We start from the raw sequence: 13,733 nt of genomic DNA, 5'->3' as shown, positions 1-13,733 counted from the left end.
GGATTACTTAAGGGCTGGCGCAGGATTGGTCCAGCGCCCGCCAACACATCCAGCCGCTTATTGCGGCATGGCCGACCGATGGAAATGGACGATCTGCCAATCGGCGCCGCGCTTTGCCACCACGAAAGTGACCCGTCCCGATGCACTGATCGGGGTTCCGTCTTTGACACGGGTCGTCGTATCGAGACCGGTCACCAGCACGGCGTTGTCAGAGAGCACCATCGATTCATAGCTGTTGAGGGTCGCCCCTCTCGGCCGGTTGTTGAGAAGCGCGGCTTCAAAATAGGTTCTGATATCCTCGGGCTTGGTCACGACTGCCTTGCTTCCGGTCCCCATGAACAACGCGTCCGGCGCATAAAGTTTGACGATCGCGTCAACTTCCGACGCTGTGAATGCCTTGGCCCATCTATCGATGATCTGAAGCGCATCTGTTTTTGAATCCGCAGCCGCCGTCGAAATCGAAGCCATCAAAATAAACCCATAGAGAAAGAGACGCATGGCACACCTCCAAATATCTCAGGCGATGGAGGTTACGACAACTCAGGGAAAATCATAGCCCCCTGTCGACCGTCATCACGCGGGCTCAGTTCAACCGCAGCTCAGTGATGTGTCGCGGATCCGGCTTCAGCTCGCCCCGTTCGACGCGCATCACGATATCGGTCAGCGCCGCATTGGCGCGGCAAGCGATGCCGATCTTCTCACCCTCGCCGACCACAAAGCCGTTGATGAATTCAATCTCGGTGCGCCGGCCCTTCTGCATGTCCTGGCCCATCGAGGGACGTTGCCCTGATGCCGTGTGCTTGCCGTCCGCAAAGCGCTGCTCGTCGCAGGCGCGCATCGCCGCCTCGTCGCCCTCGCCGGCCCGCGCGATGGTCTCGGGCGGCAGATGCAGGATCTCTTCGAGCTGATAGCCATGCGCCTGACCGACGCGAATGGCTTCGCTGCCGAGCCGGGTCGAGAAGCGGCGGATCGGCTCGCTCTCCAGCATCTGGCCGCCGGTCATGCCGGTGCAAGCGGAGAGCCCGTTGCCCATGACGTTGGCGACCAGTTTGGACCAGCGTTCGCCCCACAGGTTGCTGGTGACCTTGGCGCTGTCGGTGTAACCGACCAGGCGGCAGATTTCCTCCGCCCGTGGCGTGATGCGGCCGTGCACTTCGCCGGCGCGAAACACCGTGTGCGCCGCCCCGTGCTTGCCGGCGCCGCGATGGATGTGGCCGGGCTCCGGCAAATTGACCGTGATGCTGCTGGCGATGCAGCCGAGCGTCTTGCCCCAACCGACGATGCCGGCAATGGTTTCTTCGTTCATGCAGTTCTGCAGCGACACGACATAGCCGTCCGGCGCCAGATATTGCCGGATCAGCATCGTGGACCAGGCGGTGTCGTAGGATTTCATGCAGACGAAGGCGATGTCGACCGGCGCTTCCTTCGCGAGCTGCTGCGCGTCCGTGACGTGCAGCGCGCGTACCGGAACCGAGAATTCCGGAACATCCATCGCGTGGGTGACGCGCAGGCCGTGCTTGCGCATGTGCTCGACATGCTCGGGCCAGGGATCGATGAACGTCACGTCCTCGCCCGCCTGCACCATGTGGGCGCCGGCATATCCGCCAACGGCGCCGGCTCCGACGATCGCTATCTTCTTGCCCATGCTTGCCCCTTCGGTTTCTGTTTGGCGTTTCTTGGAGGGGAAGCTAGCGCACCTCGAGGCCTCACCACAACGGTTGACACGTATCGGGCGGGCAGGTTGTCGTGGTCGTGAGATGTCGACGAACCCGCTAGAGCGTTTTCCAGCGAAGTGGACACCGGTTCGCGTCAAGAAAACGCGTCAAAACAAGAATCTAGAGCCCCGTTCCGATTCCATCGGAACGGAAAAGGCTCTAAGGATGGCCTTCGGCCGCCCCGCTTGCCGATAGCGGGTCGTACCCCGGCTGCATGATCATGTTGTGTAACTGCCTGCGCCGGATCCCCATGTTGCCGCCATCGAAGATCGGCAGCGCCAGCGCGTCCTGAAGCAGGCTCGCCAGCGGAAGCGCCCGGTCATAGCTGTCGATTCCGACGACGCGCATCAGGTCGGTGATGACACGAACGGCGGTCTCGGAGCCGAACACTTTGGCCTGAACCGAAAGTTCCGCGGCCGCAGGCGACTGCCGGTCGAGCGCATGGCAGGCCCGCCAGCTCAGATACCGCGCCGCCTCGATCGCGGTCTTGGCATCGGCCAGCGCATAGCCGACCGCCTGATGTTCGATGATCGGATGGATGCCGCCGCGCCGCTCGGTCCGGGCGAAATGCAGCGCGAAATCGAACGCAGCCCGCATCAGCGCAACACCGAAGATTCCGACGAGGGCGGCGGTCCCGGTAAAACTGGCTTCGCTCAGCGCGAGGCCGGCGCCCTGCTCTCCCAGCACATGGCTGCGCGGGACCCGCAACTCCTCGAACGCGAACTCCGTCACCAGATGAGCCCGATGCCCCATCGATTCGATCGCGCGCTCGAACACGATTCCACGTTCCGGCCGCTCGACCGCGATCACCGAAATGTCCTTGCCGGGCGATCCGGAAGAACCCGTCCGGCAAACCACGCAGAGCAGGTCGGCGCCCTTGCGGTCCCATCCGGTCGCCGACGACACCCACTTCTTGCGCCCGTTGATCACCCACTCCTCACCGTCGGCCCGCGCGGTGGTGCGCACGCCTTCACCCGGCGGTGGCGAACCGGCGTTGGCGCTGCCGCCCGGCTCGCTCGAACAGAAGCCGGCGAGCGGCGCGCCGCGCTTTTGCAGGAACGGCCCGAGAAAGCGGCCGCATTGTTCGGGGGTGCCGCCGATCAGAACCGGCAACAGGCCGAGCACCGTGCCGAGCATCGTCAGCGTCACGCTGGCGTTCACGCTGTAAAATTCCTCGGCCATGATGGCCATGTCGACCAAGCCGTTTCCATCGCCGCCTGCCGGCGCCGGAATGCATTTCCGCAAGTATCCGGCGGCGACCATCGCCTCATAGGCCGGCCTCGTCGCCAGGAAGCGTTGCTCCGCCGTCGGCAGCATGTCGGTGGCGGCCCTGACGCCGGAGAGGACTTCCCTTGCAAACTGGCGGGCCCCCGACTGCAGCGCACGTTGCTCCGGAGTGAGGGTGAAATCGATCGCCATCATGCGTCTCCCGCTTGCTCGATGCCGTTGCGGCACGTCGGGGAAAGGCTAGCGGCGGCTTGTGCGCGCGTCTTGGACCGGGGTGAACCGAATTCCTGGCCTGTGGCGCACCGGTCAGGTTCGAGACGACTGCCGGTTGCGGAAATCGCGCGGCGACAGGCCGTTGCAGCGTTTGAACAGCCGGTTGAAATACGAAATGTCGCTAAAGCCGACCGCGTAAGCAATCTCGGCAATCGTCATCCTGCGAAAATCCGGATCGAGAAGATATCGCGCGCTGGCAAGGATGCGGCGGTCGTTGACGTGCTCGCCGACCGAACGACCGGTGCTGCTGAACAGTTTGTGGACATAACGAAGCGAACAACCGAACTTCCGCGCCAAATTCGAGGCGTTGAAACGCGGATCGGTGAAATGCCGATCGACGTGATCGAGCATGACCGATAATTGCACGGACGCGCGCGCATGCGCCGACGGTTTGTCGGCCACAAACTTGTCGGCATGGGATAACAGATCCAGGAGATGCCCGCCCAAAGCGGGGACCGGCAGGTCCGCTTCCTCGCGAATGCACAGATCGGCATATCCCGCCAACGTCCGCGCCAGCGCGCGCCCGGTTTCGGTTGCCGATAAGTTCAGTCGCGGGTGGTCGGCAAAACGGTTTGCGAGCAGATCACGGGGCACGGCAAAGCACAGCAGCTCGAAGTCCCGCAGGTTCATGATTTCAAACGGCTCGGTGGTGTCGATGACCGCAAGATCCCCGGGTCCGCAGATCTGCTCATGGCCACGCTGCACCGAGCGGGACAGGCCGCCGAGTTGCAGATTGAGAAAATAGAAATTGCCCGCGCCCCTGGCGATGTGCGCCCGTTGCCGCAGGACGCTATGAGGCGCCGCCGTGACCCGTGAAATATGGATGGGCGCCAGATCGGCCTTTGAAATGGCGCCGTAGAACGGCGCGTCCGAAACCTTGCAGGGTTCAAGCTGCACGAAAGCGTCCGCGAGGTCGTCGGCCCAGCTTCCAAAGGGCCGGTCAGCCCGGGTAGATTTGGTCAACCACTCCATGGGCGCGTCAGACCGTGAGAGGTGGCTCGCTTGATGGAAATCGGAGACGTCAGGCTAGGTCTGAAGGCGCTGCCAAATCAAGCCTCCATTGCGGTCAATCGTGCATAAACCGGAAGCTATGAAGGCGGAATCCGCCATTGCGCCGCACGATCACCGTCGTTCCACATCAACGCCAAAACGGCGTATACCTGTCCCGGCGCGGTCCAGGATACGGCCGGAGCCAGGATTGAGGAGAATTTTGTGACGGGAACTGCGACGGCGCAGGCCTTTGAGCCGCGCTACATCCGGCTCGACCCCAACGACAATGTTGCGATCGTGGTCAACGATCTCGGGCTGCCGGCGAAGAGCCGTTTTGCCTGCGGTCTCGAACTGCGCACCTTCGTGCCGCAGGGCCACAAGGTGGCGCTGTCGGACATTGCGCCGGGCGCGCCGATCCGCCGCTACAACGAGGTGATCGGCACCGCGGCAAAACCGATCCTGGCCGGCGAATGGGTCGACGAAGCGCGCATCGACATGCCGACGCCGCCCGAGCTCGACAGGCTCGAACTCGCCACCGCCGTCCCTGCCCCGCAAGCGCCGCTTGAGGGATACACGTTCGAGGGCTTTCGCAATCCCGATGGTTCGGTTGGCACCAAGAACGTGCTGGCGATCTCGACCAGCGTGCAATGCGTCGCCGGCACGCTGCAATTTGCGATCAAGCGCATCAAGGCCGAACTGCTGCCGAAATATCCCAATGTCGACGACGTCGTCGGGCTGACGCATAATTACGGCTGCGGCGTCGCGATCAATGCGCCGCTGGCGATCGTGCCGATACGCACCCTGCAGAACCTGGCGCTGAACCCGAATTTCGGCGGCGAAGTCATGGTCGTCGGCCTCGGCTGTGAAAAGCTGGTGCCCGAGCGGCTGCTGCCGGAAGGGATAGACAGCAGCGTGGTGCGGATGCAGGACGAGGCGTTCGACGGCTTTGGCGCCATCGTCGACGCGGTCATGGAAATGGCGGACGCGCGGCTTGCCGTGCTCAATGCGCGCCGCCGCGAAACCTGTCCGGCTTCCGACCTCGTGATCGGCCTGCAATGCGGCGGCTCGGACGCCTTTTCCGGCGTGACCGCCAATCCCGCGCTCGGCTTCGCCGCCGATCTGCTGGTGCGCGCCGGCGCGGCCGTGATGTTTTCCGAAGTCACCGAAGTGCGCGACGCCATTCATCTGTTGACGCGCCGCGCCGCCAATGAGGAGGTCGGCCGCGCGCTGATCCGCGAAATGGACTGGTATGACGGCTATCTCGCCAAGGGCGATGCCGACCGCAGCGCCAACACCACGCCCGGCAACAAGAAGGGCGGGCTCGCCAACATCGTGGAGAAATCACTCGGCTCGATCGTCAAATCCGGCACCAGCGCGATCGTCGACGTGCTCGCGCCGGGCGAGCGCGTGCGCAAGAAAGGCATGATCTTCGCGGCTACGCCCGCGAGCGACTTCATCTGCGGCACCCTGCAGCTTGCGTCGGGAATGACATTGCAGGTGTTCACCACCGGCCGCGGCACGCCCTATGGCCTCGCCGCCGCGCCCGTCATCAAGGTATCGACCCGCACCGAACTGGCGCGGCGCTGGAAGGACCTCATCGACTTCGACGCCGGCCGCATCGCCACCGGCGAGGCGACCATCGAGGAAACCGGCTGGGACTTGTTCCGCCTGATCCTCGACGTCGCGAGCGGCCGCACCAAAGTGTGGTCCGACCGCTGGGGCATTCACAACGACCTCACGCTGTTCACGCCAGGGCCGGTGACCTGACCTGCAGAAGGCCGGCTCAGGTGCGATTTAAGATGTCTTAACCATTGGCCCGGCGAACTCGTTCCTGCCGGCAGGCCCGCGCCGCGCGCGCAAGCCACCGGACCGTTGCGCCCGGCGCTTCAAATCATGCGATTTATTTAAGCGAACATTACGGAATCTAGCATAGGCAAAAGGGGCAGCACCGCGCATTGGCCGGCGTTATTGAGGAGCCCTGTTTTGCAGCCCTTCCCAAAAATTACTGGCCGCCACTATTTTGCGATTTTCGTATTGGCTTCGGTCACGCTGTCCTACCAGATCCTGATCACGCGGTTCTTCAGCGTGATGCTGTATTACCATTTCGCGTTTGCAGCGATTTCGCTGGCGATGCTCGGGCTGACCCGTGGCGCGATGGAGGTTTACAACAACCCCACCCGCTATGCGCCCGAACGCGTCGGAACCGAATTCGCGCGCCACGCCTCCTGGTTTGCCGTCACCGGCGTCGGCGCCATGATCTGCTTCTTGTGCGCACCGGTGCTGGTGCCTGTTGAGTATCTGTGGCTGGCGCTGCTGGCCTCGACCATCGCCTTCGTGATCCCGCTGACCGCAAGCGGCGTCTGCATCACGCTGCTGCTCACGCGCATGCCCTACAGCGGCGGCTGGCTCTATGCTGCTGACCTCGCCGGCGCAGCGCTCGGATGCCTCGGCATCATCTTCGTGTTGCTGGTGATCGATCCCGTCAGCGCCACGCTCGGCATCGGCGCGATGGCTGCAGGCGCCGGCTGGATGGTGGTGCGCGGCAGCGGCGATACCCGCACGCTGCGCCTCAGCGGCGCCGTCGCGCTGTCGCTGGGCGCCGCCGCGATGGTGCATGCGGCGCTGGATGTCTCCGGCAAGAGCCATCTCGGCGTGTTCTGGGCCAAGGGCGCGCAACAAACCGGAACGCTGTTCGAGCGCTGGAACACCTATTCGCGCGTTCGCGTCACGGCGATGGGCGAATCCGTGCCGTTCGGCTGGGGCTTTTCGCGCACGCCGACGACCAAGATCGATCAGAAGTATCTCGACATCGACGCCGATGCCGCCACCGTCATCACCCGCTTCGACGGCGACCTCGGCAAATTCGGCTATCTGAAGGACGACGTCATCAACGGCGCCTATCTGGTGCAACCGACATCAGACGTTGCCGTCGTCGGCGTCGGCGGCGGCCGCGACGTCCTGTCCGCGCTGCTGTTCGGCGCCAAAAAGATCAGCGGCATCGAGATCAATCCGGCGATCTTCGAAGTGCTGACCGACAAGTTCGCCGACTTCTCCGGCCATCTCGACAAGCAGCCCGGCGTGTCCCTGATCAACGCCGAGGCCCGCAGCTACATCAACCATTCTTCCGACCGCTACGATCTGGTGCAGATCTCCCTGATTGACACCTGGGCGGCGACCGCCGCGGGCGGACTGACACTCACCGAGAACCGGCTCTATACCGTGGAAGCATGGGGCGATTTCTACCGCGCGCTGAAGCCGCGCGGCATGCTGTCGGTCTCGCGCTGGTACGACCCGGACACCCATCGCGGCGAATTCTATCGACTGGTCTCGATCGCGGCCGAAGCCCTGCAACGCAACGGCGTGCCTGCCGCCGGACTGAAGGATCACCTGATCGCGCTCAACGTCGGCAACATCGTCAACGTGATCACGCGGCCCGATGCGTTCACGTCGGCCGATTGGCAAGCCGCGCGCACGCGACTTGAGGCCCAGGGTTTCAAGATCCTGATGGGGCCGGATGTCGCCTTCGACGCGGTGACGACGAAGTTGATCTCCGGCACGGCCGATGCTGCCTACTTCGCCTCGCTGCCGGAGAACGTCACGCCGTCCACCGACGATAATCCGTTCTTCTTCTACACCGCGCGCTTTGGCGATTTCGTCGCCGCACCGATGTCGGCGCGCACCCACAACAACACCGCGATCACCATGACGCTGGCGCTAATCGCGGTGGCGCTGGTGGCTTGCCTTTTCTACGTCGTCGGGCCGTTCATTCGCCTCGCGCGCATGACACCGCTGGCGACGCTGACGCCGCCAGTGACGTTCTTCTGCGGGATCGGCATCGGCTTCATGCTGATCGAGATATCGCAGATGCAGCGGCTGATGGTGTTTCTGGGCCATCCGGTCTATGGGCTCAGCGTCGTGCTGTTCACCATCCTGCTGTTCGGCGGATTGGGCAGCACCACGGTCGGCGCGCGTTCTCCCCGGACTCGCGAAGTCATCACCCGGCTCACCGCGCTGCTCGCGACGCTCGCGATTGCCGGGCTGCTGACACCCGCATTGACGACATGGGCGCGCTCGGAGACGACAGGCATGCGCATCGTGCTGTCGATACTGCTGCTGGCGCCGCCCGCGTTCTGCATGGGCATGATGTTCCCGCTGGGGCTGAGCATCTGGCGCCGCCAAAGCGAATTGCATCCGTATTTCTGGAGCGCCAACGGCATCATGTCGATGCTGGCCTCGGTGCTGGGCATGGCGCTGTCGATCGAGTTCGGTATCGCCAACACCTACGCGCTCGGCGTCGGTCTCTATGTCGTCTGCGCGTTGATGATCGTCGTCGCCGGCCGCCAGATGAGCCGCATGACGCTGTTTGCGGCACGGCCGGCGATCAACCCTGCGATGGTTGCTGACGCGCCGTCGATCCAGCCGAGGCAGGCCGAAACGCCGGCGATAGCAGCGCGCACCGGCGAGGTCGCCGGCTAACGGCGATCCGGCGGGCAGAGCCGTCCGCTTAACTATTTCGGTTCCTGCATCGCCGTGTCGTACGCGCGGATCGTCGCCTTGGCGCGTTCGGCGACTTCGGCCGCGGTCATGCCCGGCTTGTAAAGGCTGGTACCGAGACCGAAGGCGTGAATGCCGGCCTTGGTGTACTCCGCAAAATTCTTGTCGGAGATTCCGCCGACGGCGGCGATCATGAGACCTGCGGGAAGTACGGCGCGGATCGCTGTTATTCCCGCCGCGCCAAGGACGCCCGCCGGAAAGAATTTCAGCGCGGAAGCCCCAGTCTTCGCCGCCAGCAACGCCTCCGTCGCCGTAAACACACCGGGCATCGTGATCATGCCGTGGTCCCGGGCGCTGGCAATCACTTCGGGGTCGACGTTGGGAGAAACCATCAACCGTCCGCCGACGTCATGGAGCCGCTCGACATCGTCAGGCGTCAGCACGGTGCCCGCACCGATCAGGATATCGGCAGAGGCTTTCTTCACGGCGATCTCGATGGAGCGGAACGGATCCGGAGAGTTGAGCGGAATCTCGATCGCCGTCATGCCGTGTTCGATCAGCACGCCGACGATGCCCTCGGCCTCTTCGGGTTTCACGCCGCGCAGGATCGCAACCAGCGGACGCTTCATCGGCGGGAATGCAACAGGGTTCACGCGCTTGATCCTTCTATAAAGTCCAGATGGACGTGGCGGCCAAGGACTTGGCAGCCAAGGCAAGACCGCGACGGACCGCATCATCGGAATCGATGGATTGGACCGCAACGGAAAGGCTGTCAAACGCCAATCGATACAGCGCCTCGAGCCTGCCTGACGCAACCAGTGTAATATCGCGCCTCGACCGATCGCCGGCCAGTCCCGCCGCCAGTTCGAGGCCGATCAGGGTTCCCGATATTTTTTCGCGGGCCGAGGCGGCACTGCCACCGAACAGAAGCTGACCCGAGCGCACCTGGAACAACAAATTGGCCGCGAAGGCAGGGGCCTCAAAGGCGGCAACGACAGCCGATCTGAAGGCTTTGGTATCCACGGCTTCGTCCGCGTTCGCCACGGCCAGCGAGAGGATCGTCCCTTGCGATACGGCGCTGAAGAGTTCTCCGGTCATGAATGTGGTGAAGCGTTCGACGGTCCCACCGCGCACGCTGGCCCATTTCGAATGGGTGCCGGGCATGCAGACCAGCGCTTCACCATCTGCGCCGAGAGCACCGAGAAGTTGGGTTTCTTCGCCGCGCATCACGTCCGGCGCCTTGGTGTCGCGCTGTGCGATGCCTGGAAGGATCCGGATATCACGGGATTGACCGGGAACCAGCACGGCACGCTGCAGGATAGATGCGAGGCTTGCCGGCGTGTCGATATATCCCGCTTCAACCCAGCCCTGCCGGGCGCCCGCCATGCCGCAGATGATGACAGGCAGGTGAGCGGCGGCACCGACGGCATCAAGATGCGATTGCAGCACGGCGGCGAAGCCGATCTTGGCGGCCGCCATCATGCCTTCATCGCTGCGTCGTTCCGACAGCACGTCGCCGGCTTGATTCATCAGCCACAGCCGGAAGCTGCTGGTGCCCCAATCGACGGCGACATAAGCGGCCTGGCTCATTTCGAAATCCGTCCTGATGTTCGTGCTTTCTGTATCGCGCTCCACACCAGATACGGCGTCGCCGGCATGTCCAGCTCATTGATACCGAGCGGCGACAAGGCGTCGAGCACGGCGTTCATGATGGTTTGCGGCGCGGCGATGCTGCCGGCCTGCCCGGTTCCCTTCACGCCTAGCGGATTAGACTTTGTCGGCGACGATTCATTCAGACCGCCGGCAAAATTCGGCAAATCCTGCGCGCGCGGCAGCGTGTAGTCCATGAAGGAGCCGCTGAGCAGCTGCCCCTCGGGATCGAACACGATGTGCTCCAGCAGCGACTGTCCGATGCCTTGCGCCACCCCGCCATGCACCTGGCTGAGCGCCACGCGCGGATTGATCAGGCGGCCGAAATCATCGACGATGGTGTAGCGATCGAGCCGCACCACGCCGGTGTCGGGATCGATCTCGACTTCCGCGACATGGCAGCCGTTCGGAAAATTGTAGAGTTCGGAACTGTTGGTCGCGCTTCCCTCGAGCCCCGGCGTCAATCCTTCCGGCAGGTTGGCGGCATCCCGTGCGGCATCGGCTACCTTGCCGATCTCGATGGCGCGCTCGGTGGATTTCACGACAAAGCGGCCATCGGCAAACACCACCTGGTCGGCCGGCGCCTGCAGCAGATGCGCGGAAATCAGCTTTCCCTTCTCGATCAGCTTTTCAATCGCCATCACCAAAGCGGTGCCGCCCATATGCATCGAACGCGCGCCGCCGTGGCCGTTGCCGCCGGACAGAAAATCCGTGTCGCCCTGCTGGAAGCGGAATGCATCGATCGGCAATCCCAGCAGGTCGGCCGCGACCTGCGGATAGGCGGTCTCGTGCCCCTGCCCGTTGGACTGCGTACCGACCGCCAGCGACACCGTACCGTCGGCTTCGAACGCGGCCCGCGCCATTTCCAACGGCACACCGCGGGAGGTTTCGAGGAAGCACGCAATCCCGAGGCCGCGCAGCAGGCCGGCTTTGTCAGATTGCTTGCGCCGCTTGCGAAAACCGTCGCGATCGGCGAGCGCGATCGCCTCGTCCAGATTGGCCTTGAAGCGGCCGCCGTCGATCTTCATGCCCATCGCGGTACGATGCGGAAACCTGCTGACGATGTTGCGGCGGCGCAACTTGACCGCATCGATGCCGGTTTTGACCGATGCAAGATTCACCAGCCGCTCGATCAGATAATTGGCTTCGGGCTTGCCGGCGCCGCGATAGGCGTCGATCGGCGGCGTGTTGGTGAAGGCGCCGCGCACCTCGTAAAACACTGACGGGATATCATAGACGCCGCCGATCGCGCTGCCGGCAGCATTAGTGGAGCTGATCGGGCCGCTGGTCGACAGGTACGCGCCCATATTGGCGACCGCCTTCACTTCGAGCGCGAGAAACCGGCCATCGGTGTCGAGTGCGAGCCGCGCGCGGGAAAAGAAATCGCGGCCATGCGCCGAGCTGACGAAATCTTCCGATCGTTCGCAAACCCAGCGCACCGGGCGGCCGAGTTTCCTTGCCGCCCACAGCACCAGCACATATTCGGGATAGACGTAGTTCTTCATCCCAAAACCGCCGCCGACGTCAGGCACGACCACGCGAAGCCGTTCGAGCGGAATCTTGAAGACGGTGCCGGCGAGCACCTTTCGGGTGTCGTGAACGGCCTGGCCGGTCACCGACAGCAGAAACTGATCCGTCTTGCGATCATGAAAGCCGATCGCCGCGCGCGTCTCCAAGGGAGCTGCCGCGACGCGGTTGTTGAACAGGTCGCATTCGACGACATAAGCGGCCTCTGCCATCGCCGCGGCGACAGCCGCCGCGTCGCCCTTCCGGAACAGGAAGGCGGAATTGCCCGGCGCCTCTTTCCATAACAGCGGGGCATCCGGCCTCAGCGCCGCGGTCGCCACGGTGACGCAAGGTTGCGACTCATAGGCGATGTCGACCGCTTCGCCGCCCGCCACTGCCGCTTCCAGCGTCTCTGCGACAATCAGGACGACGGGATCACCGACATGCCGTACGAAATCACGGGCCAGCGCGGGTCGCGGCGGCGCGATGATCGGCTCGGCCGCGTCGATCACCGTGACGCAGGGCAACTCGCCGATCCCGTCGGCCGCGAGGTCGGCTTCGCAAAGCACCGCCACAACGCCGGGGAGCGCACGTGCCGCGTCCAGATCGAGCCTGGTAATTCGTGCGAAGGCGTGCGGCGAGCGGACCACATGGGCGTGCAACACATCAGCCACATGATCATTGGCGACGTAGGTCCCGCGCCCGGTGAGGAAGCGATGATCTTCCAGCCGGTTCAGGGACTGACCTTGATAACGATCGCGCAACCGCTCACCTCCTTGGCGTAGAACCAAGGGTTATATTGGGCCATTGCGGGGACCGCCACCCTTCTCGCCCTGTCGAATTTGCGTTGCGGACCTGTCGACCACTTCGCGCGCTCTAGCGGGCCGGACCCGACGACGGCTGCCGGGCCCAATTCCTGTTGACCGAAACGATACCGGTGCCAACCAGGATACCGACGAGAACGAGTGCCATACCGGCGACGAGCTCCACCGTCAGCGATTCGCCAAGCATCGCAATGCCCAGCGCCATCGCCGTGATTGGATTGAGCGTCAGGTACAACACGGTCGTCGTCGGGGGCAGCCAGCGCAACGCCCACATGAAAAGCGAAAACTGCAGAACACCGGCGACTGTTCCAAGGAACGCCACCGCGATCCATGCTTTTGTAGTGAGCGCAGGCAGAGCAACGCTGCCTTGCTGGAGACCGACAACCGGCAACAAGACAGCGACGGCGAATGCCATCGCCAATGCCGTCACGAAAATCGGCCCGTGGCGCATCAGGGTTGCACGGCTGAACACGGAGTAGATGGCGGCGCAGAGAACGCTAAGAAGCATCAGCCCATCTCCGACCATGTAGTCGGCATTTCCCCGCCCGAATGCAGCGGTGCCAAACGCCACGGCGATGCCGGAAAACGCCAGCACGACGCCTGCCACCTTCGCGGTGGTCAGCTTCTCTCGTCCAAAGGCAGCTGCGACGATCAGGGTCTGGATCGGTATCGTCGCCAGACCCACCGCGCCACGCGCGGCCGGCACGTATTGGAGCGATGCATTGAAGGCCCAGGGAAAAAGCACGAAGAACAGAATCCCGAACCCGGCGATCTTTGCGCATTCGGATAGCGCAAGGCCGCCGCGCGGCCACATCGCCAGCAGAAACGGCGCAAAGCAGGCGATCGAGATCAGGTAGCGATAGAAGACCAGCGAGATCGGGTCGATCTCTCCAATGACGGAGCGCGTTGCAACGACGGCAGCCCCCGCGATCAAGGCCGCTGCCGCCGCGGCCGCATGGGCGAGTACAATCCTGTTCATGACCACCTCGATCAGCCCGGCGCCAGCCAGTCACTTTAAAATCGAAAGTTACACTAGCCATGACACTTTAAAAAT

The 13,733-nt window shown here is 63.6% G+C and carries 10 protein-coding genes; 2 read left to right on the top strand and 8 right to left on the bottom strand.

Translation table 11 applies throughout. The annotated features are described in order from the left end of the window. Positions 1-57: 57 nt before the first annotated feature. The 4 genes from JQ641_RS28020 to JQ641_RS28005 form a co-directional block, all read right to left on the bottom strand. Entirely contained in the window at positions 58-498 is a 441-nt protein-coding gene (locus JQ641_RS28020; protein ID WP_211999101.1) for an SgcJ/EcaC family oxidoreductase, read from the bottom strand. Positions 499-583: 85 nt separating this feature from the next. After that, positions 584-1,645 carry a ketopantoate reductase family protein gene (locus JQ641_RS28015; protein WP_211999100.1) on the bottom strand — a complete coding sequence of 354 codons (1,062 nt, stop codon included), beginning with the start codon at positions 1,643-1,645 and terminating at the stop codon, positions 584-586. Between the two features lie 229 nt (positions 1,646-1,874). Beyond that, entirely contained in the window at positions 1,875-3,134 is a 1,260-nt protein-coding gene (locus JQ641_RS28010; RefSeq protein ID WP_249150766.1) for an acyl-CoA dehydrogenase family protein, read from the bottom strand. Positions 3,135-3,248: 114 nt separating this feature from the next. Next, positions 3,249-4,178, bottom strand: a complete 930-nt coding sequence (locus JQ641_RS28005; RefSeq protein WP_211999099.1) for a helix-turn-helix domain-containing protein — start codon at positions 4,176-4,178, stop codon at positions 3,249-3,251. A gap of 249 nt (positions 4,179-4,427) precedes the next feature. Here JQ641_RS28005 and garD point away from each other — a divergent pair, with 249 nt between their 5' ends. After that, positions 4,428-5,972, top strand: coding sequence for a galactarate dehydratase (garD, locus tag JQ641_RS28000; RefSeq protein ID WP_211999098.1), 1,545 nt, complete (start codon positions 4,428-4,430; stop codon positions 5,970-5,972). A gap of 267 nt (positions 5,973-6,239) precedes the next feature. Further along, positions 6,240-8,681 (top strand): polyamine aminopropyltransferase, encoded by a 2,442-nt coding sequence (locus tag JQ641_RS27995; protein ID WP_249150765.1) that lies wholly within the window; start codon positions 6,240-6,242, stop codon positions 8,679-8,681. 32 nt (positions 8,682-8,713) lie between these two features. Here JQ641_RS27995 and JQ641_RS27990 read toward each other — a convergent pair whose 3' ends face one another. The 4 genes from JQ641_RS27990 to JQ641_RS27975 form a co-directional block, all read right to left on the bottom strand. Continuing rightward, the gene (locus JQ641_RS27990) at positions 8,714-9,352 is read right to left on the bottom strand and encodes a 2-dehydro-3-deoxy-6-phosphogalactonate aldolase (protein ID WP_211999097.1); all 639 of its coding nucleotides are present in this window, start codon (positions 9,350-9,352) and stop codon (positions 8,714-8,716) included. 13 nt (positions 9,353-9,365) lie between these two features. Then, on the bottom strand, positions 9,366-10,289 hold the full coding sequence (locus JQ641_RS27985) for a 2-dehydro-3-deoxygalactonokinase (RefSeq protein ID WP_211999096.1): 924 nt from the start codon (positions 10,287-10,289) through the stop codon (positions 9,366-9,368). Beyond that, on the bottom strand, positions 10,286-12,619 hold the full coding sequence (locus tag JQ641_RS27980) for a xanthine dehydrogenase family protein molybdopterin-binding subunit (protein ID WP_211999095.1): 2,334 nt from the start codon (positions 12,617-12,619) through the stop codon (positions 10,286-10,288). The genes JQ641_RS27985 and JQ641_RS27980 overlap by 4 nt, the downstream gene beginning before the upstream one ends. A gap of 112 nt (positions 12,620-12,731) precedes the next feature. Continuing rightward, the gene (locus JQ641_RS27975; protein ID WP_211999094.1) at positions 12,732-13,658 is read right to left on the bottom strand and encodes a DMT family transporter; all 927 of its coding nucleotides are present in this window, start codon (positions 13,656-13,658) and stop codon (positions 12,732-12,734) included. Between the last annotated feature and the right edge of the window lie 75 nt (positions 13,659-13,733).

The organism is Bradyrhizobium sp. JYMT SZCCT0180, from assembly GCF_018130165.1.
Lineage (GTDB): Bacteria > Pseudomonadota > Alphaproteobacteria > Rhizobiales > Xanthobacteraceae > Bradyrhizobium.
Note: the sequence above shows the minus strand (reverse complement) of the source record. Positions and strands in the feature narration are given on the sequence as shown.

Coding starts and splice junctions, on each gene's coding strand:
- JQ641_RS28020 (WP_211999101.1), bottom strand. CDS start 498: ATGCGTCTCTTTCTCTATGGGTTTATTTTGATGGCTTCGATTTCGACG.
- JQ641_RS28015 (WP_211999100.1), bottom strand. CDS start 1,645: ATGGGCAAGAAGATAGCGATCGTCGGAGCCGGCGCCGTTGGCGGATAT.
- JQ641_RS28010 (WP_249150766.1), bottom strand. CDS start 3,134: ATGGCGATCGATTTCACCCTCACTCCGGAGCAACGTGCGCTGCAGTCG.
- JQ641_RS27985 (WP_211999096.1), bottom strand. CDS start 10,289: ATGAGCCAGGCCGCTTATGTCGCCGTCGATTGGGGCACCAGCAGCTTC.
- JQ641_RS27975 (WP_211999094.1), bottom strand. CDS start 13,658: ATGAACAGGATTGTACTCGCCCATGCGGCCGCGGCGGCAGCGGCCTTG.